This is a genomic window from Streptomyces sp. R302, from assembly GCF_012927245.1.
Taxonomy (GTDB): domain Bacteria; phylum Actinomycetota; class Actinomycetes; order Streptomycetales; family Streptomycetaceae; genus Streptomyces.
This window is the reverse complement of the sequence record NZ_JABBGE010000005.1, coordinates 165,705-184,778: the sequence shown is the minus strand read 5'-3', so window position 1 is coordinate 184,778 and position 19,074 is coordinate 165,705. Positions and strand designations below refer to the sequence as shown.

21 protein-coding genes and 1 pseudogene are annotated in these 19,074 nt (G+C 74.2%); 13 read left to right on the top strand and 9 right to left on the bottom strand.

Features of this window, described 5'->3' with window-relative positions; translation table 11 throughout:
• The first annotated feature begins 51 nt into the window (after nt 1-51).
• Nucleotides 52-795 (top strand): lysophospholipid acyltransferase family protein, encoded by a 744-nt coding sequence (locus HHL19_RS17180; RefSeq protein WP_169090498.1) that lies wholly within the window; start codon nt 52-54, stop codon nt 793-795.
• Here HHL19_RS17180 and HHL19_RS17175 read toward each other — a convergent pair.
• The gene (locus HHL19_RS17175) at nt 752-1,777 is read right to left on the bottom strand and encodes an enoyl-CoA hydratase/isomerase family protein (protein ID WP_206325324.1); all 1,026 of its coding nucleotides are present in this window, start codon (nt 1,775-1,777) and stop codon (nt 752-754) included. The genes HHL19_RS17180 and HHL19_RS17175 overlap by 44 nt on opposite strands.
• A gap of 214 nt (nt 1,778-1,991) precedes the next feature.
• Between HHL19_RS17175 and HHL19_RS17170 the strand changes: the two genes are divergently transcribed.
• Entirely contained in the window at nt 1,992-2,171 is a 180-nt protein-coding gene (locus tag HHL19_RS17170) for a CsbD family protein (RefSeq protein ID WP_169090496.1), read from the top strand.
• A gap of 120 nt (nt 2,172-2,291) precedes the next feature.
• Nucleotides 2,292-2,954 carry a GAP family protein gene (locus HHL19_RS17165; protein ID WP_169090494.1) on the top strand — a complete coding sequence of 221 codons (663 nt, stop codon included), beginning with the start codon at nt 2,292-2,294 and terminating at the stop codon, nt 2,952-2,954.
• A 12-nt stretch (nt 2,955-2,966) separates the two neighbouring features.
• On the opposite strand, the gene HHL19_RS17160 is transcribed toward HHL19_RS17165, so the two are convergent.
• The 5 genes and pseudogenes from HHL19_RS17160 to HHL19_RS17140 all read right to left on the bottom strand — a co-directional run bounded on the left by HHL19_RS17160 (nt 2,967) and on the right by HHL19_RS17140 (nt 7,786).
• Complete coding sequence (locus tag HHL19_RS17160) at nt 2,967-3,386, bottom strand: hypothetical protein (protein ID WP_169090493.1); 420 nt, start codon at nt 3,384-3,386, stop codon at nt 2,967-2,969.
• Between the two features lie 106 nt (nt 3,387-3,492).
• Nucleotides 3,493-4,431, bottom strand: a pseudogene (locus tag HHL19_RS17155) (IS630 family transposase); the annotation flags it as partial.
• Between the two features lie 102 nt (nt 4,432-4,533).
• Nucleotides 4,534-5,892, bottom strand: coding sequence for a cation:proton antiporter (locus HHL19_RS17150; protein WP_169090491.1), 1,359 nt, complete (start codon nt 5,890-5,892; stop codon nt 4,534-4,536).
• 222 nt (nt 5,893-6,114) lie between these two features.
• Entirely contained in the window at nt 6,115-6,798 is a 684-nt protein-coding gene (locus HHL19_RS17145) for a GNAT family protein (protein WP_169090489.1), read from the bottom strand.
• Nucleotides 6,799-7,084: 286 nt separating this feature from the next.
• Nucleotides 7,085-7,786 (bottom strand): ribonuclease H, encoded by a 702-nt coding sequence (locus tag HHL19_RS17140; protein WP_169090487.1) that lies wholly within the window; start codon nt 7,784-7,786, stop codon nt 7,085-7,087.
• 178 nt (nt 7,787-7,964) lie between these two features.
• On the opposite strand from HHL19_RS17140, the gene HHL19_RS17135 reads away from it, so the two are divergent.
• The 4 genes from HHL19_RS17135 to HHL19_RS17120 all read left to right on the top strand — a co-directional run bounded on the left by HHL19_RS17135 (nt 7,965) and on the right by HHL19_RS17120 (nt 10,606).
• Complete coding sequence (locus tag HHL19_RS17135) at nt 7,965-8,564, top strand: hypothetical protein (protein ID WP_169090485.1); 600 nt, start codon at nt 7,965-7,967, stop codon at nt 8,562-8,564.
• A gap of 57 nt (nt 8,565-8,621) precedes the next feature.
• On the top strand, nt 8,622-8,870 hold the full coding sequence (locus HHL19_RS17130) for a hypothetical protein (RefSeq protein ID WP_169090483.1): 249 nt from the start codon (nt 8,622-8,624) through the stop codon (nt 8,868-8,870).
• Nucleotides 8,867-9,244, top strand: a complete 378-nt coding sequence (locus HHL19_RS17125; protein ID WP_169090481.1) for a hypothetical protein — start codon at nt 8,867-8,869, stop codon at nt 9,242-9,244. The genes HHL19_RS17130 and HHL19_RS17125 overlap by 4 nt, the downstream gene beginning before the upstream one ends.
• A gap of 177 nt (nt 9,245-9,421) precedes the next feature.
• Nucleotides 9,422-10,606: a YncE family protein gene (locus HHL19_RS17120; protein ID WP_169090479.1), complete on the top strand. Its 1,185-nt coding sequence runs from the start codon at nt 9,422-9,424 to the stop codon at nt 10,604-10,606.
• Between the two features lie 21 nt (nt 10,607-10,627).
• On the opposite strand, the gene HHL19_RS17115 is transcribed toward HHL19_RS17120, so the two are convergent.
• A complete protein-coding gene (locus HHL19_RS17115) occupies nt 10,628-11,473 on the bottom strand; it encodes a class I SAM-dependent methyltransferase (RefSeq protein WP_169090477.1) in 846 nt (281 codons plus the stop codon).
• A gap of 172 nt (nt 11,474-11,645) precedes the next feature.
• Here HHL19_RS17115 and HHL19_RS17110 point away from each other — a divergent pair, with 172 nt between their 5' ends.
• Complete coding sequence (locus tag HHL19_RS17110; protein ID WP_169090475.1) at nt 11,646-12,260, top strand: TetR/AcrR family transcriptional regulator; 615 nt, start codon at nt 11,646-11,648, stop codon at nt 12,258-12,260.
• On the top strand, nt 12,257-13,762 hold the full coding sequence (locus tag HHL19_RS17105; RefSeq protein WP_169090473.1) for an NAD(P)/FAD-dependent oxidoreductase: 1,506 nt from the start codon (nt 12,257-12,259) through the stop codon (nt 13,760-13,762). Before HHL19_RS17110 ends, HHL19_RS17105 begins: the two co-directional genes overlap by 4 nt.
• Before the next feature lie 33 nt (nt 13,763-13,795).
• Here the strand turns inward: HHL19_RS17105 and HHL19_RS17100 are convergent, their stop codons facing one another.
• Nucleotides 13,796-14,365 (bottom strand): NADPH-dependent FMN reductase, encoded by a 570-nt coding sequence (locus HHL19_RS17100; RefSeq protein ID WP_169090471.1) that lies wholly within the window; start codon nt 14,363-14,365, stop codon nt 13,796-13,798.
• A 250-nt stretch (nt 14,366-14,615) separates the two neighbouring features.
• Here HHL19_RS17100 and HHL19_RS17095 point away from each other — a divergent pair, with 250 nt between their 5' ends.
• Nucleotides 14,616-15,983 (top strand): NAD(P)/FAD-dependent oxidoreductase, encoded by a 1,368-nt coding sequence (locus HHL19_RS17095; protein ID WP_169090469.1) that lies wholly within the window; start codon nt 14,616-14,618, stop codon nt 15,981-15,983.
• Nucleotides 15,984-16,025: 42 nt separating this feature from the next.
• Here the strand turns inward: HHL19_RS17095 and HHL19_RS17090 are convergent, their stop codons facing one another.
• Nucleotides 16,026-16,793 carry a L,D-transpeptidase family protein gene (locus HHL19_RS17090; RefSeq protein WP_206325282.1) on the bottom strand — a complete coding sequence of 256 codons (768 nt, stop codon included), beginning with the start codon at nt 16,791-16,793 and terminating at the stop codon, nt 16,026-16,028.
• Between the two features lie 153 nt (nt 16,794-16,946).
• Between HHL19_RS17090 and HHL19_RS17085 the strand changes: the two genes are divergently transcribed.
• From HHL19_RS17085 to HHL19_RS17075, 3 genes are all read left to right on the top strand, one after another.
• Nucleotides 16,947-17,405: a GNAT family N-acetyltransferase gene (locus HHL19_RS17085; RefSeq protein ID WP_169090467.1), complete on the top strand. Its 459-nt coding sequence runs from the start codon at nt 16,947-16,949 to the stop codon at nt 17,403-17,405.
• Nucleotides 17,406-17,495: 90 nt separating this feature from the next.
• Nucleotides 17,496-18,575, top strand: coding sequence for a dihydrodipicolinate reductase (locus tag HHL19_RS17080; RefSeq protein WP_169090465.1), 1,080 nt, complete (start codon nt 17,496-17,498; stop codon nt 18,573-18,575).
• Entirely contained in the window at nt 18,572-19,060 is a 489-nt protein-coding gene (locus HHL19_RS17075; RefSeq protein ID WP_169090463.1) for a carboxymuconolactone decarboxylase family protein, read from the top strand. The genes HHL19_RS17080 and HHL19_RS17075 overlap by 4 nt, the downstream gene beginning before the upstream one ends.
• Nucleotides 19,061-19,074: the final 14 nt, after the last annotated feature.

The following is a 19,074-nucleotide window of genomic DNA, read 5'->3' as shown; positions in this document are numbered from 1 at the left end:
ACGATGGGCGGGCCGTCGTCGTACCGCGTCCCGAAGGTGGAGGGTCCGCCCGTGCTCAGTCGTCTCGCTGCGCATCTCGTGCCGTTCTTCGGACGGTTGACCGTGACCGCGGACCCCGGTGCCCGGATCGAGCCGGGCACCATCATCGTCGCCAACCACACCTCGCTCGCCGATCCGGCGCTGGTCCTCGCCGCGCTGCGGCGGCGGCTCGGCGCCGAGCCGGTGCTGCTCGCGGCGGCCGGCCTGTGGCGGGTGCCGGGGCTCGGGCGGGCGCTGTCGCGGGACGGGTACGTACCGGTGCACCGCGGCACCGCGCACGCCTCTGCGGCGCTGGACCGGGCGGCCGTGGCGCTCGCCTCGGGGCGGCCGGTGTTGCTCTACGCGGAGGGGCGGATCCCGCCGCGCAGCGAGGCCTCGGAGGCGCCGCCGGAGGAGTTCCGCACCGGCCTCGCGCGGCTCGCGGGGGCGACGGGCGCGACCGTGGTGCCGGTCGGGCAGGCGGGGGCGCGCCGGATCACCTCGGGCGGGACGGTGAAGCAGATCGCGGGCGTGCTGACGGCCCCGCTGCGGCGCCCGTGCCTGCACGTGCACATCGGGGCGCCGCTGCGGCTGCCGGAGGACGTACCGGCGGCGACGGCGCTGGCGCACGGGGCCGTGACCGAGGCGTGGCGGACGGCGGCGACGGCGCTGGGCGAGTCGGCGGCCGGGACCCCGGTGGCGGCACCGCCCGGGCCGGGCCGTGCAGGAGGGGTCAGGCGGGTGCGAGGCCGAGGTCGCCGCCGGGCGGGGGCGTGAGGTAGCGGGCGACGGCGGCGTCGGTGACGCCGGCGAGCGTCGGCGGGTCCCAGCGCGGGTTCCGGTCCTTGTCGACGACCTGGGCGCGGATGCCCTCGACGAGGTCGTGACTGGTGAGGGCGGCGCAGGAGGCGCGGTACTCCAGGTCGAGGACGGCTTCGAGGCTGTCGAGTCCGCGGGCGGCGCGGAGCACGGTGAGGGTGGCCTTGAGGGCGGTCGGGGACTTGCCGAGGAGGGTGTCGGCGGTCTCCTTGGCGGCGGGGACGCCGGAGTCCAGGAGGCGGTCGACGATCTCCTCGACGGTGGGGGCCGAGTAGCAGGCGTCGATCCACTCGCGCTGTTCGGCGAGGACGCCGGGGGCGGCCGGGGCGGTGTGCCGGGCCAGTGCCTCGTCGGCGGGGAGGCGGGTGAGGTCGTCGGCGAGGGCGTCGAGCGCGGCGGCGGGGACGTGGTGGTCGGCGAGGCCGGTGAGGAGGGCGTCGGCGGCGCCGATCTGCGCGCCGGTGAGGGCGAGATGGGTGCCGAGTTCGCCGGGGGCGCGGCCGAGGAGCCAGGTGCCGCCGACGTCGGGGACGAAGCCGATGCCGGTCTCGGGCATGGCGATCCGGGAGCGTTCGGTGACGACGCGGACGGAGCCGTGGGCGGAGACGCCGACGCCGCCGCCCATGACGATGCCGTCCATGAAGGCGACGTACGGCTTCGGGTAGCGGGCGATGCGGGCGTTGAGGCGGTACTCGTCGCGCCAGAAGGCGGCGGAGGCGGTGCCGCCGGCGCGGGCGTCGTCGTGGATGGCCCGGATGTCTCCGCCGGCGCACAGTCCCCGCTCCCCCGCGCCGCGCAGGACGACGGTGGTGACGGCCGGGTCGTCCGCCCAGTCGGTGAGGGCGGCGTCGAGGGCGCGGACCATGGGGTGGGTGAGGGCGTTGATGGCCCGGGGCCGGTCGAGGGTGAGGAATCCGGCGCGGCCGTCGGTGCGGCGCAGGACGTCGGGGCCCGGGGCGACCGGCGCGGCGGGGGCGGCTGGGGCCGCGGAGGCGGCTGCGGGGTTCTCGGCGGGCACGGCGATCACTCGGTCCTTCCCTGGCACGGCTCTGTGTCGCGGCCCACGCTACCGGCCCGCTCCGGGGCCGACGGGCGGGGGGAGCCGCGGCGGCCTAGCGTGGATCGGGGGCTGGTACCGAGGAGGGATCGCGGTCATGGGCAGCGCCGTCGACAAGGCCCGGGGCAGGTTCAAGGAGCTCGCCGGGAGGTTCACCGGCGACAAGCGGCTGGAGGCCGAGGGCAGGACGGACCAGGCGAAGGCGAAGGCGCGCGGGGCGGTGAGGAGCCTCCGTGAACGTGCCCGTGGCGTCATGGACTCGGTCGGGCGTTCGTGACGACCTCTGGCGCGCCAAGGCTTGCGGGTACGGGGGGCGGGGGCGGAAGCGGCTTGGATTTCGGATCTCGGATTTTGGATTTCGGATTCGGTCTCGGTCTCGGTCCCGGGTGGTGTCGCGATGGCGCTTGACCTGTTGCTGATCGGGCTGGCGGTGACCCTCTTCCCGCTGCCCGTCATGGCCTTCGTCCTGGTGCTGGCCTCGCCGCGCGGGGTGCGCAAGGGGCTGGTGTTCATCCTGGCCTGGGTGGCGTGTCTGGTGCTGGTGATCACGTTGGTGCTGCTCCTGACCGGAGGCGAGCCGCCGGCGCCCCGCTCGCCGCCGTCCGTCGCGGCGCTCTGGGTCTCGCTGCTCTTCGGTGTCGGTCTGGTCGGCTACGGCGTGCACCGGTGGCGTCGGGTGCGGAGCGGCGCGGTCGCGCCGAAGGCCGCGGAGGAGGACCCGGCGGACCGGACCGCGCGCAAGGGCGCCTCGCTCTGGTCCGCCGCGGCCCTCGCCGTACTCCTCCAGCCGTGGGGGATGGTCGGCGCCGCGGCCGCCACCGTCGTCCACGCCGATCTCTCCGAGGCCGGGTCCGTCGTGGCCCTGGCCGCCTTCTGCCTCGTGGCGACGTCGAGCCTGCTGGCCATGGAGCTGTCGATGGTCTTCGCGCCGGAGCGGTCCGCGAACGCCCTGATGGGGCTGCACGACTGGCTGCGGCGCCACAAGGAGCCCGCGGTGATCGGCGTGTGCCTGGCGCTGGGGCTGTGGCTCATCAGCCGCGGCCTCTACCAGCTGGCGTGACGCCCCCGGGATTCAGGCCGCGTCGTCGGGCTTCACGACGCACAGCGCCCAGATGACGAAACCGGACATCGCGATGATCAGGATCGACCAGGCGGGGTAGTACGGCAGGGACAGGAAGTTGGCGATGACGACGAGGGCGGCGATGGCCACGCCGGCCACCCGTGCCCACATCGACGCCTTGTAGAGGCCGAAGCTCACGACGAGCGCGACGGCGCCGAGGACGAGGTGGATCCAGCCCCATCCCGTCAGGTCGAACCGGAAGACGTAGTTCGGCGTCGTCAGGAAGACGTCGTCCTCCGCGATGGCCATGATGCCCCGGAAGACACCGACGACTCCGGTGATCCCCAGCATGACGGCGGCGAAGACGGTCAGTCCCCCGGCCCACAGCTGGGTGGTGCCGTGGGACCGGTGAGGGGTGTGCGTGGTGGCCATGACGGACCTCGCTCTCGCTCCGCCGGGTACCGGCCCCGCCGGTACCCGCGCTGCTTCCATGGTGGTCCCGGGAGCGGCGCGGCGCGCGGCGGCGCCCAGTGACCGGTTCGGAGATCCTGTCGCAGTGGCGGCAGATGCGGTCGAGGATCCGGTCGGCGGTCTTGGTCCACTGGAAGGGCCGGGCGTCGTCGTTCCAGACCTTGGTCCACTCTTCGAGCGCGGTCTTGAGGGCGTCGAGTGAGCAGAACGCCCCACGTGCGAGGCAGCGTCGTTCCAGTTCGGCGAACCACCGTTCGACCTGGTTGATCCAGGACGAGCAGGTCGGGGTGAAGTGGAGCTGGAAGCGGGGGTGCGCGAGGAGCCACTTGTGCACCACGGGGGCTTTGTGGGCGGAGAGGTTGTCGCAGATGACGTGGACCGCCAGGGCCTTGCCGGTGGCGGTGTTCCGGGCGGCGAACAGGTCGACGGTCCCGTGCCGGATGTAGTCGAAGCTCCGCCGCTCGGGCACTCCCGGGATCATGGGCAGCACCGGCGCGGTCCGCTCCAGGGCCTGGATCTGCGGCTCCTCGTCCATCGCGAAGACGACGGCGTTCGCCGGCGGGGCGAGGCAGAGGCCGACGACGTCGCGGATCTTGTCGATCAGGACGGGTCCGGGGAGATCTTGAGCGTCTCCGTCCGCCACGGCTGGAGGCCGGAGGCGTGCCAGATCCTCAGCACGCCGACCGGGAAGAACCCACGACCTTGGCCGGTTCCCGCTTGGACCAGTGCGTCCCGCCGGGAGGAGTCTGTTCCAGGGGGCGGGCCACGACGTCTTCCACCTGTCGAGGCGGTCGCGCAGGAAGCGGGTTCGCCAGCGACGCACGGTGCCTGTGCCGACACCGAGCCGCGCGGCGACCACGGTGTTGCTCCAGCCCTTCGCGCACGCCAGCACGATGCGCGCGCGAACGGCCAGCCCCTGCGCGGTCGAGCGGCACTTGGCCCAGTTCTCCAGCGTCAGCCGCTCGGCCTCCGACAGCACGACAGGTTCCAGCCGGGTATCGCCCATCCCCCGCAGCACAGCGCGAACGCGTGACCCGCCGCAGGCGAACACCGCAATCTGAAACAGCGGTCGCCTCACGTGGCGACCCACGGACTCAACACCAGGTCACTAGGTTCCCGACCCCTCGTGGCGGCGTCCCAGCCGGCGGCGACGCGGGCCCGGCGGGACCTCGGCGGACTCCTTGAGACCGGGAGCACGGGCGGCGGCGGAGGCCCGGCGGTACCAGGCGCCGTACGCGCCGGCGAGTACGGAGGCGGTGGCGCCGTGAAGGAGGACGCTCAGGGCGACCGTGACCGCCACGACCCGGCCCAGCAGTTCGGTGCCCGCGACGTGCTCCTCCGCGACGAGGAGTCCGAGGACGACCGAAGCGAGGCCGCGGGGACCGAACCAGCCGATGTAGAGGACGGTCGGCAGCCGCAGGCCGCTGCCGAGCAGGGAGACGGCGACCGGAACCATCCTGACGACGGTGAGGCTGAGCACGGCGTAGCCGACGACCGGCCAGGTGAGGTGCTGGAGGGCGGGGCCGAGCAGGACGGCACCGAACAGGAGCAGGGCGAGGGAGGCGAGGAGACCGCCGAGGTCCTCGGCGAGGTCCGCGGTGGTGTCCCGGTCTCCGTCCGCCTCCGGGTCCCCGTCGCGCCCCGGCGCGGTGGTGCCCGGCGGGCTCGCGGGGATGTTCCGCAGGGCGCGGCCGAAGCCGAAGCCGGCGACCCAGGCGGCGATGAAGCCGCTGCCGTCGACGACGACGGCCAGTTCGTACGCCCCCGCCGCGACGGCGAGCACGTAGACGTGGCGCCACTCGCGGGTGATCAGGCCGCGCGCCCGGGCGGTCTGGAGCAGCTGTCCGGCGCCGCCGCCGACGAGCAGGCCCAGGACGGTGCTCAGGAGCAGCGAGCGCCAGAAGGTGCCGGCCACGCCCTCGGACGCGTACGAGGTGCCGGGAATCGTGGCGAGGAGGACCACGAAGAAGGGCAGGACCATGCCGTCGTTGAGGCCGCTCTCGACATTCAGGCCCTGGCGGACCAGGGGCGGGACGCGGCGGTCGGAGATCGCGGACTTGCCGAGCGCGGCGTCGGTGGGTGCCAGGATCACGCCGACGAGGGCGAGCTCCCAGACGGTGAGTCCGGGCAGCAGGGGCCAGGCGAGGAGCCAGCCGGCGGCGATGCTCAGCAGGAGGCCGATCCCGAGCAGCCGGCGGGGCAGGAATCCGCCGCGGGTGAGGTCGCGGCGGCGGACGGTCATGGCGTCCGTGAACAGGACCAGGGTCAGGGCCGCTTCGAGCAGGGCCGTGATGGGCCCGGCCTCGTCGGTGTCGATCACGCCGAGGACGGCCGGGCCGAGGAGGACGCCGCAGCCGGTGAAGACGACGGCCGAGGAGAGCGGGGTCGTCGCCAGCCGACGTGACCCGAGGGCATAGGTGGCCGTGACGCCGGCCACGGCGAGGACCGTCCACGCGCCGCCGTTCATGGGCACCGCCTCCCTCGCCCGTCCCGGTGGGTGTCGGCGAGGGAAGGCGTGCGGAAGTTGGGGAAGAGGGGGCGGGAAGGACTCACCCGCTTCTCGCGGATCCTGATTGCACGGTGCGCGGCCTCGGGGACCGCTACTCCGTGTCCTCACGCGGAGTCCTTCCCGTCGTCTCCATGGAACCACCCCGTGGCGCCGCCCGCAGGTCAGGCGGCGCCCGGTGGTTCAGGCCGGGAGGAGGTCCTGGAGGGCCCTGCCCCGGCGGGGGGATCTCAGGCGCAGCTCGATGATGTCCCGGACGGTGGGCCATTCCTCGTCGAGGATCGAGTAGAAGGCCGTGTCCCGGACGGCGCCGTCGAGGCCGCGCGAGTGGGCCCGGCGGGTGCCCTCGCAGGTGGCGCCGAGGCGTTCGATGGCGACGCGCGAGCGGGTGTTCCGGGCGTCGGCACGGAGCGTGATCCGGCGGACGCCCCAGACGTCGAAGGCGTGGCGGAGCATGAGCAGCTTCGCCTCCGTGTTGATGCCGGTGCCCCGGGCGTCGCCGGAGATCCAGGTGTTCCCGATCTCGGCGGCGTCGGGGACCGCGGTGAGCGGATCCCCGTGGGGGTGGCCGGGGGTCGGGGGCCAGACGAGCGGGCCCCGCCAGTAGTCGAGTTCGAGGAAGCGGGTGGAGCCGATCACCCGGTCGTCGGCGGTACTGACCAGGGCGAAGGGCAGACAGCGCCCGGCGGCCTGTTCGGCCAGGGCGCGGGCGATGTAGTCGAGCGCGGATTCCAGGCCGTTCGGCACGGGAGTGAAGGCATAGGCCGATCGGTCCGCCTCGCCGGCCCGCGCAAGGGCTTCGGCGTGCCGCATCGCCAGCGGCTCCAGGCGCACGGAGCGCCCGGTCAGGAGAACAGGTACTGGCACGGAACCTCGGGTCTTTCACGGGCAGGGGTCACTTCCGTCACGACGCTGTGCGCCGGAAGTGAAGGGGGGAATCTCGCCGGGTGCCGATGTACGTCGAAGACGTCGGATGAGCAGGCAAAACGGTTCGTCACCAGGTGCGAGGAGGAACAGTATGCAGCCACAACTGCTCTGAGAACAGAACCTGCGGAGAACCCGGATCCACGCGCGGGTGAAGCCTGCCGGAGAGCCCCCCGGGGCGGTCTCAGGGGGCGGACGGGGTCGCCCGCCCCTCGGACGGCCTCAGTGCTCAGACGCAGGTGGGATGGCCCCAGCCCTCACTGTTCTTGGCGATGTTCTCCCCCTTGTCATAGGCACGCCCACAGCGGCAGCGGCCCGGAAACTTGGCCTTCAGGGTGCCGCCGGACGGGCGACTCCGGCGGGCGCCGGAACCGGTGGATCCGCCCGGCGCGGAGGAGCGCGCCCGGGGCGTGCGGGGCGCCGAGGCCCGCGCGGAGGCGGGCTCGGGGTCGGGCAGGGCGGAGCCGGCGTCCGAGCCGAGGGGTTCCTGGGTCCTGGCGCTGTGGCTGGCGGCCCGGTCGGCGGCGTCGTTGAGGGGGTCGCCGTCGGTCTGGTGCGCGGGGGTGTAGACGAAGTCGACGTCCCGGCCGGTGAGCAGGGCGTCGATCCGGACGACGAGGTCCTTGTTGGCGACCGGGGTGCCGGCGGCCGTCTTCCAGCCCTTGCGGCGCCAGCCGGGCAGCCAGGTGGTGACGGCCTTCATGGCGTACTGCGAGTCCATCCGGATCTCGGCGGGGGCCGCGGGGTCCAGGGTCTCCAGGAGCCGTTCCAGGGCAGTGAGTTCGGCCACGTTGTTGGTGGCGCGGCCGAGCGGTCCGGCCTCCCAGCGCTCCAGGGTGCCGTCCGCGCGGCCGATGACCCAGGCCCAGGCGGCGGGGCCGGGATTTCCCTTGGACGCGCCGTCACACGCGGCGATGATCTTCTCAGGCATCCTTCGATCCTGACACGGACGGGGGTGTGCCCGTGTCCGTCGAAGGGTCTCGTACAGGGTCCCCCGGGCGGGCGGCGGCGGGCTCCCCGCGCCGCGGGCTGTCGGCGCTTCCCCGTAGACTCGCCGTCTGCCCGCCGGTGCGCGGCACCGACCCAGCTGACAGGAAGCGACGGACTCCATGAACCACGCGGACGGCACCGCACCGATCTACGCCCAGCTCATACGGGAGCGGGGGGACGTTCCCGGTGACGTGCGCCAGACCGCGGAGGAGGTGCTGCGGGACCTGAGCCGCTACATCAAGCTTCCCGCGCCCACGCCGCAGCAGCCGCCGATGGGTGCCGGGGCGCCGACGGGCCTCCAGGGGATGCAGGGAATGCAGGAGATGCCCGGCCAGCCGGGGATGCAGGGCATGCAGGGTCAACAGCCGATGGGCGGACCGGGCACGCAGGGCCAGCCGGGGATGCAGGGGATGCAGGGGCAGCCGCAGCTGGGCCGTCCCGGGCTGCCCGGTCCGTCGCCGATGGGACAGCCTGGAATGCAGAGCCAGCCCGGGATGCAGCAGGGGATGCAGGGGATGCAGCAGGGTCAGCCCGGGATGTCGGCTCCGGCTCTTCCCGCGGTCCCCGGTCAGCCGATGCCCGGCCAGCCCGGGACGGCGGGCCCCGCGGGTCTGCCGGGCCAGGCGGGCCTCCAGGGTCCCGCTGCGGTCCCCGGCCAGGGCGGCCCGGCCGGTCACGCCGGGGTCGTCGCCATGCGCTCACTGCCGCAGGGCGGCTGAGCCGGCTCCCCCAGGGGTCGGAAGGCGGCGTCGACAACGGGGCTCCGGTGCGGGGCGGTGCGCGCACGCGTCGGACGCCACGCGCTCGCGGAGGCGTACGACGGTCCGTACGCGGTCGTCGGCTTCCGCCCCCGTCGCCGTGGGCACGGCCTCGCCCATGGGGTCGGCCGGCTCCCCGCCGAGCGGGCCGGCCGGTGGTTCGAGGCGGTCGAGCGGCTCGGCCCCGGCCCGTGGGACGACGTGCCGCCTCCGTACGGGGACGGTCGTCGGCCCACCGCGACGACCGAGGCAGGAGGCCGCTCGTGACCGAGGGCCCGTACGCGTTCTTCGACGTCTACGTCGCCGTGGCGGATCCTGAGACGATCGTCGAGCGTCTCCGGACCGCCCTGGGCGGCACCGAGGTCCCCACCACGGCGCGGCACGACCTGATCCTCGGTCCGCTCCGGATCACGGGCGACCACAACGGCTGTCGGACGTGGGACCGCGCCGACCCGGACGACTTCCTCCCGTGGCCGACCGTCCTGGAGGGCGAGACCTCGCCCGGCGCGGCGCCCGCCGAGGTGGTGGAGGCCGTGGCCACGCTGCTGCGGACCCTGTGGGGCATGGGGTACCGGGCCCTCGCCGCGTGCGACTTCGAGCACGAGCTGCCCGACGCCGGCGGCGCCGCCCGCTACCGCTGACGTCCCGGCCCGCACCTCGGGTCATCCGATCGGTCGACCCCCGGGTCCACCGGAGGGGTCGGTGGGTGTGGACGGGCGGGCGAGGGGGCGCGGTGTCCGGCAGCCGGAGGATCGGAGTACGGGAGGGGCCGGGTCCGCGCGGTGTCCTCCTCCTGTCCCGCGTCCGAGGAGCCCGAGATGACGAAGACCCCCCGCACGTCCCGAACCGCTCGCGTCCTGCTGCCCGCGGCCGTCGCCGGGGTCCTGCTGTCGGGATGCGCCCAGGCCGACGAGGCTCCCGCCGCCGCGCCGAGCCGGTCCGCGGGCGCGGCTCCCACCCCCGCGGTCACCGTCACTCCCCCGCCCTCCTCGGGGACCGCCGAGCCCGGCGCGCAGGCCGGCGCGAAGCCGGTGGCCGGGACGCTGCTCGTCAGTGACTTCGGGGCGGACACGGTGACCTTCGTCGATCCCGCGCGCGGCGCCACCGGCTCCGTGAAGGTGGGCACCGCTCCGTACGGGCTCGCCCTCGGGAAGGACGGGCGGGCCTGGGTCGCGACGGCCGAGGGCGTCGCCGTCGTCGACACGGCCACCCGTGAGCGCCTGGCCCTCGTCCCGTACCGGACGGACACCGGCCCGGTGACCACCGGGGAGTACCGGGGCGGCGGGATGGGCATCGCGCTGTCGCCGGACGGGAGGCGGGCGTACGTGGGGGTGAACGTGCCCGGCGGGAACGGCACCCTGGAGGTGATCGACACCGCGTCCGTGAAGGTCGTGGACGTGGTCGACGTGGGGCGCCGGCCGTTCGACGTGGACGTGAGCCGGGACGGGTCCGCCGTGTACGCGACGAACCACGACTCCTTCGACGTGACCGTCGTCGACGCGGACTCCCTCGACGCCCGGCGCGTCGAGGTCGCCCCGTACGGCACGGAGGGCGGGCTCGGCTCCTGGCTGAAGCCGCACTACACCGCCGTGCGCCCCTCGGACGGGAAGCTGCTGCTGCCCTTCGAGGGCGAGCGGCTCGCCGTCGTGGACCCGGCCACCGGACGGGTCGAGGTCGAGGACATGACGGCCGACACCCATCAGCACGGAGCGACCGTGACGGCGGACGGGACGCTGTACGCCGTCGGCACCGGGCCGATCGACCCGAGCGAGGACCGGGGCCCGTCGCTGACCGTCCGGTCTCCCGAGGGCATGGAGCGGGTCTACCCGCTCGACGGGCCGCACGAGGACGTCGCCGTGTCGAAGGACGGCCGGACCGCGTACGTGACCGGCGGGTTCACGCGGGACGGGTACTGGGACGGGATCAGCGTCGTCGACCTCGACTCCGGCGAGGTGAAGCGCCTCGCGGCGGGCTCGCGCCCGCTGGGCGTGGTCGTCTTCTGAAGCCGTGCGACGGCCGGCCTTCTACGGCCTGTCCGCCGTGATCAGCCATGCCGTGCTGAGCAGCCTGACCGTGCCGTCGGGCTGCTCGTGCGCGCGCAGGTGGTCGGTGAGGGCGGTGCGGGCGCGCGCCCGGGCGGGCTCGTCGGCCCGGTCCATCAGGTGGCGGCCGGGGCCTGTGGCGAGGAGGAAGTCCGCCGCGTCCGTGGCGTCCCGGCCCCAGGTGCCGTACGCGCGCGTCTCGTCGAGCGTGATCGCAGTGAAGCCGGCGGCGGTGAGGACGGCGCGGACGCGGTCCGGCTCGCCGAGGGAGAACATGCCGGGATGTCCGAGGCGGGCGAAGTCACCGACCGGCAGGATGCCGCGCAGGGAGGCCATGGCGGTGACCCAGCCGTTGAGGTCGGGGTCCGACGGGCAGACGAGGGCGAGCCGGCCGCCGGGGCGCAGGGCGCGCGCGATGTTCCCGAAGGCGGCCTCGGGGTCGGCGAAGAACATGGCTCCGTAGCGGCTGATCGCGGCGTCGAAGGCGCCCTCGTCAAGGGGGTGGGTCTGGGCGTCGCCGCGGGTGAAGGTGGCGTTGCGTACCCCTTCGGCCTCCGCCAGGGCGCGGGCCTCGGCGAGCATCGGGCCGGAGAGGTCGAGGCCGAGCGCGTGTCCTCGTGGGGCGCGGAGGGCGGCGAGCCGGGTGGTCCGGCCGGCGCCGCAGCCGATGTCGAGGGTGCGGTGGCGGTCCCCGACGCGGGCGGCGTCGAGCAGCGGCTCGTTGAAGCCGTCGTTGACGGCGTTCCAGCGGTCCTGGTGGCGGGCCCAGTGGGCGCCCTCCGGGCCGTTCCAGGCCTGGTCCTGCGCGGTGTTGACGATGACGGTCACGGCTGCCTCCGCGGGTGACGGGACGAGAATGGGCGGGCGCCCATTCTCGTGCGCCCCACCGTATGGGCATGTGCCCATTCCGGCAATCCCGTTTACGATCCAGGTCGAGGCGATCCCGCGGTCCGACACCGGGGGCGCACGAGCGACGTACGACGGAGAGGACGGCGGGTTCATGTCACCGCGTGGAGTGGCGACGCCCGATGTGCGCGAACGGCTGTTCGCGGCGGCGGAGCGGGTCGTGGAGCGGGACGGGCCGGGGGCGCTGACCAGCCGGTCCGTCACCACCGAGGCGGGATGCGCCAAGGGGCTGCTGCACGCGCACTTCGAGGGCTTCGACGAGTTCGTCGCCGAGCTGTGCCTCGACCGCTTCGCCCGTACGACGGCGAGCGCGCGGGCCCTCGCCGGGCAGGTCGGCGAGGGCACGGTGGCCGGCAACCTCGACACGGTCGTCCGGGCCCTCCTCGACTCCGGCGGCCCCGCGGTCTCCGGCCTCGCCATGGCCCGCCCCGCCGCCGCGCTGCGCGTCCGCGAGGCCCTGGCGGCCGGTGCGCCCGGCTTCGCCTCGATCGAGGAGGCCGTCGCCGCCTACCTGGAGGCCGAACGCGCCCTCGGACGTACCCCCGCCTCCCTGGACCCGGCCTCCGCCGCCCTCGCCCTGGTCGGCGCCGGCCACCACCTCCTCATGACCACGTGGCCCGACTCCCCCGACCCCCGCCCGGCGGTCCGCCGCCTGGTGAACGCCCTGGTCACGGGCGGGGCCGGGGCCGAGGCCGGGGGCGGGGCATGAGCGACACCGCCGCGGAAACGGCCGGGCGGGTGACCGGAGGAACCGGGCCGGCCGCCGTCGAGCACCTGGACGTGCTCGTCGTGGGCGCCGGGGTGTCCGGTATCGGCATCGCCTGCCACCTGCGCAGGGAGCTGCCGGGGAAGAGCTTCGCGATCCTGGAGGCCCGCGCCTCTCTCGGGGGCACGTGGGACCTCTTCCGCTACCCCGGCATCCGGTCCGACTCCGACCTGCACACCTTCGGCTACGCCTTCAAGCCCTGGCGGGACCGGCAGGCCATCGCCGACGGGTCCCGGATCCGGGACTACCTGCGCGAGACGGCGACCGAGCACGGCCTCGACGGGGCCATCCGCCACCACCACCGGGTGCGCGCCGCCTCCTGGTCGGGCGAGCGGGCCCGGTGGACCGTGGAGGTGGAGCGCGCCGACACCGGCGAGTCGACCACGCTGACCTGCGGCTGGCTGGTCGCCGCGGGCGGCTACTACCGCTACGACGAGGGCTACACGCCCGCGTTCGAGGGCCGGGAGCGGTTCCGCGGCACGGTCGCGCACCCGCAGCACTGGCCGGACGGCCTCGACCACGCGGGGCAGCGGGTCGTGGTGATCGGCAGCGGCGCGACCGCCGTCACGCTGGTGCCCGCCCTGGCCGGCACCGCCGCGCACGTGACGATGGTGCAGCGGACCCCGACGTACGTCCTGCCGGTGAACAGGGACGACGCGCTCGCCGGCGTCCTGCGCCGCTGCCTCGGCGAGCGGCGCGCCCATGCGCTGATCCGCCGGAAGAACGTCCTCCTGCAGAGCGCGTTCTTCCGCTTCTGCCGGCGGTGTCCGAAGGCGGCGCGCCGGTTGATCCGGCGGCTCAACGCCCGGCTGCTGCCGCCCGGTTATCCGGTCGACGAGCACTTCAACCCGCCGTACGAGCCGTGGGACCAGCGGCTGTGCACCGCGCCCGACGGCGACCTGTTCACGGCGGTCCGGGAGGGCCGGGCGACGGTGGTGACCGACCGGATCACGGGCTTCACCGAGACCGGCGTGGAGCTCGCCTCCGGACGGCACGTCGACGCGGACGTCGTCGTCACCGCCACCGGCCTGAACGTCCGGCTCCTGGACGGCATCTCGCTGACCGTCGACGGCGCCCCGGTGCGCCTCGCGGACACCGTCGTCTTCAAGGGGCTGATGCTGTCCGGGGTGCCGAACCTCGCCCTCGCGATCGGCTACACCCACGCGTCCTGGACGCTGAAGATCGACCTGGTCGGCGAGCACCTCTGCCGGCTGCTCCGGCACATGGACGCGCACGGCCTGGCCGTCTGCCGCCCCGAGCCGGCCGATCCCGCCATGCCGACCCGTCCGCTCCTCGACCTCGGCGCGGGGTACGTCCGGCGCGCCGTGGACGAACTGCCGCGCCAAGGCGACCGGGGGCCGTGGCGGACGCCGGTGGACTACCGCGCGGACGTGAGGCTGCTCCGCGACGGTGACGTGTCCGATCCCGAGCTGCACTTCGGATGATCGGCCTGCGCATCGCCTCGCGGATCTCGGGGGTCAGGTCCGGGGCAGGACCGTCAGGACGCGTTCGATGAAGGCCTTGAAGTCCTCCATGAAGTCCGCGAGGTACTGCTGGGTGGCGGGGTCGGTGACCTCGCCGTCGTCGGAGAAGAGGCCGGGGGTGAACTGGATGTACGCCTCGGGGGCGTTCATCTGGGGCGAGTTGCAGAAGCTGAGGACGGAGCGGAGGCTCTGCTGGGCGACGGCGGTGCCGATCTTGCCCGGGGAGGCGCCGATGACGGCGGACGGCTTGTGGGTGAAGGAGTTCGTGCCCCAGGGGCGGCTGGCCCAGTCGATGGCGTTCTTCAGGCCGCCGGGGATGGAGCGGTTGTACTCCGGGGTGACGAAGAGGACGGCGTCCACCGAGGCGATGGCCTTCTTGAGCGCCTCGCCCTCCGGCGGGTAGTCGGCGTCGAAGTCGTGGTTGTACAGCGGAAGGTCCTTGATGGGGATCTCGCGGAACTCGAGGCCCGGCGGGGCGACCCTGATCAGGGCCCGGGAGAGGATCCGGTTGATGGACTTCGTCGACAGACTGCCGACGAAGTAGCCGACCTGGTACGTGGTCATGGGCGGGTGCCGCCTTCCGTGCGGGGTCCTCGGGCAACGTAACCCGGGTCCCGGAAGGCCGCCCGCCGGAGGCCGACGACGAGCCGGACGCGTCGAGCCTCACGGGACCGGAGCGGACCATGCCGAGGAGCGATACCGCAGCAATGGCGATAGAAAGGGTGAACCACGGACATTCAGCGAGAAAGTGCCATATACCTCTAGGTGGTCACCAGGGGCGGCACACCGCACGCTCATACGGAAGGCGGCAACCGTGACGCGACCGAGGATCCTCGTGGTGGGTGCCGGGTTCGCCGGCGTGGGCTGTGTGAAGCGGCTCGAACGGCGGCTGACCGAGCGGGAGGCGCGGATCACGCTGCTCTCGCCCTTCTCGTACCAGCTCTACCTGCCGCTGCTCCCCCAGGTGGCGGCCGGCGTCCTGACGCCGCAGTCCGTGGCGCTGTCGCTGCGGCGCAGCCAGAAGCACCGGACGCGGATCGTGCCGGGCGGCGCGGTGGGCGTGGACACGGCGGCGAAGGCCGTGGTGGTCCGGACGATCACCGGGGAGTACGACGTCGAACCCTACGACCATCTGGTGCTCGCCCCCGGCAGCGTGACCCGGACCTTCGACATCCCGGGGCTCGCCGACCACGCCCGGGGCATGAAGACCCTGGCGGAGGCGGTCTACGTGCGGGACCACGTGATCGCCCAGCTGGACCTGGCGGACGCGAGCGACGACGACGCCGAGCGGGCGGCGCGGCTGCAGTTCGTGGTCGTCGGCGGCGGCTACGCGGGCACCGAGACGGCGGCCTGCCTCCAGCTGCTCACCCACAACGCGGTCAAGCGCTATCCGCGGCTCGACCCGGCCCTGATCAAGTGGCATCTGGTGGACATCGCGCCCCGGCTGATGCCCGAGCTGGGCGACAAGCTGGGCGCGGCGGCGATGGACATCCTCACGAAGCGGGGCATCCAGGTCTCGCTCGGGGTGTCGGTGGCCTCGGTGGACGACGAGAACGTCACCCTGACGGACGGCCGGGTGCTGCCGTGCCGCACCCTGATCTGGACCGCCGGCGTGGCGGCGAGCCCGCTGGTCGGGACGGTCGGCGCGGAGACCGTACGCGGCCGGCTCGTGGCGACGCCCGAGATGCGGGTGCCGGGGGTCGACGGGGTGTGGGCGCTGGGTGACGCGGCGGCCGTGCCGGACCTGGCGAAGGGCGAGGAGGGCGCGATCTGCCCGCCGACGGCGCAGCACGCGATGCGGCAGGGCAAGGCGCTCGCGGACAACCTGGTGGCGACCCTGCGCGGCGGGTCCCTCCAGCCGTACACGCACAAGGACCTGGGTCTGGTGGTGGACCTGGGCGGGATGGACGGGGTGTCGAAGCCGCTGGGCGTGGAGCTGCACGGGCCGGCGGCGCAGGCGGTGGCGCGCGGCTACCACTGGGCGGCGCTGCGGACGAACGTGGCGAAGACCCGGGTGATGACGAACTGGCTGCTGAACGCGGTGGCCGGGGACGACTACGTACGGACCGGGTTCCTGGCGTCGAAGGCGGGCACGCTGCGGGACTTCGAGTACACCGACTCCTATTTGACGGCCGATCAGGTCCGGCTGCACACCGGCCCGTTCCGGGGAGCGGTCGGCTGAGCCCGCTCCCCCACGTCCCGGCCGGCCCCCGGATCCGCCCGCTCAGCGGGCGAGTTCGGGGGCCGGTCCCATGACGACGACGGGTTCGGCGGCGGGGTCGAGGGCGAGGAGCAGGGCGCGCAGGTCGTCGCGGTCGAGGGCGACGCAGGCCTGGGTGGGGCCGCCGTGGTCGACGTGGATCCAGACGCCGCCGCCCTTGTCGGCGCCGAGCGGGCGTTCCTTGTCGAGCGGGGTGCGGCCGGGGACGCGGTTGTAGTCGATGGCGATGACGTGGTCGAAGGAGCCTTCGAGGGATTCGCCGCGGAAGCCGGTGCCGCTGATGGCGAACTCGGGGTCCTCGTCGTAGGGGAGGCGGCCGCCGGGGTCGGGCAGCCGGCCGCCGGCGTCGCCGATGCGGTAGACGCCGATGGGGGTGCGCAGGTCGCCCGCGGAGTGGTCGGCGGTCCAGCCCTTGAGGGCGTTGCGGGCGGGCCAGGGGCCGCCGGCCTCGTACCAGCGGCCGCCGGGGGCGCGCTGGTGGAGGACGGCGGTGGCGGTGTTGCTGTTCTCGGTGTCGCCGGTGACGACGAGGGCCTGGGTGGCGCCGTCGGGGATCCGGGCCTGGGTGAGGGGGCCGAGGCCGGGGAGGTGGGGGGCGGTCCGGGGGCGGGCGTCGGCGGACGCGGCGGCCGAGCTCTTCACGGGCGCGGGGGTGGTCGGCGCGGCCGGGGTGGTCGGTGCGGGGTGCGCGCAGGCGGTGAGCAGCAGGGCCGCGCACAAGGTGCCGGCGCCGAGGAGCGCGGGGGCGCCCTTGCGGACGAAGGCGGGCATGGGAAGGCATCCTCCTGGCCGGGGGCAGTGGAGCGATCCGTACCCGTTCGGCGGGCGGCGCTGCGCGGGGTGGCGGCGGCCCACCCGTACGGCGGAGCGGGTGGGGTCCCGAACCGGGTTGACCCGCGGGCGGGGGCGGGGTTGGGTGCGGGGATGAGCGATCTTGAGGGGTACGGGGAGCTGCGGGTGGTTCCGGCGGCGGGCGAGCGGGAGCTGGCCGACTGGCGGGCGGTCCACAACACGATCATCCCGACGGCGCCGCTGTCGGCCGACGAAGTGCGGGAGCGGGCCGGGCGGAACCGGCTGGACGTGGCGTATCTGGACGGGGTGGCGGTGGGCTGTTCGACGGTGCGGCCGCCGGACGGGGAGACGCCGGCGGTGACGGTGATCGCGCGGATCCTGCCGGAGTACCGGGGCCGGGGTCACGGGACGGCGCTGTACGAGCGGGGGCTCGCGCACGCGCGGACACTGGGCGGCGACGGGGTGGAGACGGTGGTGCTCGCCTCGAACGAGGAGGGGCTGCGGTTCGCGCTGGCGCGGGGCTTCACGGAGGTGGAGCGGTATGTGCTGCCGGGGGACACGATCCCGTTCGTGACGCTGCGACTGGCCTGACCGGACGTACAGGGCAAGGAATCTGACGTCTCGTCAGATCGTGGCGTCACGGCTCTGGGAACCTCCGCCCCCCGGCGCTACCCTCCGCGCATGATACGGACGGTGGTGTGGGGAACCGGGAATGTCGGGCGGGCGGCCATCCGGGCCGTGGACGCCCATCCCGGGCTCGAACTCGCGGCGGTCCTCGTCGCCGACCCGGCGAAGGTGGGCCGGGACGCGGGCGCGCTCGCGGGCCTCGGGCACGAGCTCGGCGTGGCCGCGACCGACGACGTCGGGGCGGTCCTGGGCGCGCGTCCGGGGGCCGTGGTGTACGCGGCCTCCGGGGACGTGCGGCCCGACGGCGCCCTGGAGGACGTGGTGCGGGCGGTGGCGGCGGGGGCGGTGGTGGTGACGCCGTCGCTGTACCCGCTGTACGACCCGCGCAGCGCCCCGCCCGAGTTCCGCGACCCGGTGCTCGCGGCGGTGGCCGAGGGCGGCGGCTCGCTCTTCGCCTCCGGGGTGGACCCGGGCTGGGGCAACGACGTGCTGCCGCTCCTGGTGAGCGGCCTGGGCACGACCGTGGACGCGGTCCGCTGCCAGGAGATCTTCGACTACTCGACGTACGAGCAGGAGTTCTCCGTGCGCGAGCTGATCGGGATGGGCAAGCCGCTCGACTACGAGCCGCCGATGCTCTTCCCGTCCGTCCCGACGATGGTGTGGGGCGGGCAGATCCGGCTGATGGCGCGGGCGCTCGGCGCCGAGGTGGAGGAGATCCGCGAGACGGTGGACCGCCGGCCGCTCGGATCGACCGTGCGGACGCGGACGATGGGCGTCTTCGAGGCGGGCACGCAGGGCGCGGTCCGCTTCGAGGTGCAGGGGATCGTCGGCGGTGAGCCGCGGATCGTGATCGAGCACGTGACCCGGATCCACCCGTCCTGCGCCCCCGACTGGCCGGTGCCGCCGGACGGCGCCGGGGCGCACCGGGTGATCGTCGAGGGCCGGCCGCGGATCGAGGTGACGGTGGCGGCGACCGACGAGGGCGAGAACCGGGCGGCCGGCGGGAACGCGACGGCGGTGGGACGCCTCGTCGGGGCGATCGACTGGCTGACGGCGGCCGGACCGGGGCTGTACGACGCGCTGGACGTGCCGATACGCCCGGCGGTGGGCAAGCTGGGAAGGAGACCACGGTGATCATCGACATTCCCGAGGGGCAGGAGCCGATCGGGTACGTGTGGGGCGACATGGTCCCGGAGATCGGGACGGCGGCGGCGAACTTCTCGCTCTCGGTGTACGCCCATACGACCCTGGGGCTGCGCGAGTTCGAGGCGGCGCGGCTGCGGATCGCGCAGATCAACGGCTGCGGCTTCTGTCTGGACTGGCGTACGGACCGGGACGGGGAGAAGGTCGAGGAGGGCTTCGACGAGGTGGTCGCGGCCTGGCGGACGACGGAGGTGTCGGACGCCTTCGACGCGCGGACCCGGCTCGCGGCGGAGTACGCGGAGCGGTACGCGCTCGACCACCACGGCCTGGACGAGGAGTTCTGGGCGCGGATGACGGCGCACTACAGCCAGGCGGAGATCGTGGAGCTGACGATGAGCCTGGGTTCGTGGCTGGCCTTCGGGCGGCTGAACCGGGTGCTCGGGCTCGACGAGGTGTGCGTGCTGCCGACGGGGTGAGCCCGGACGCACGG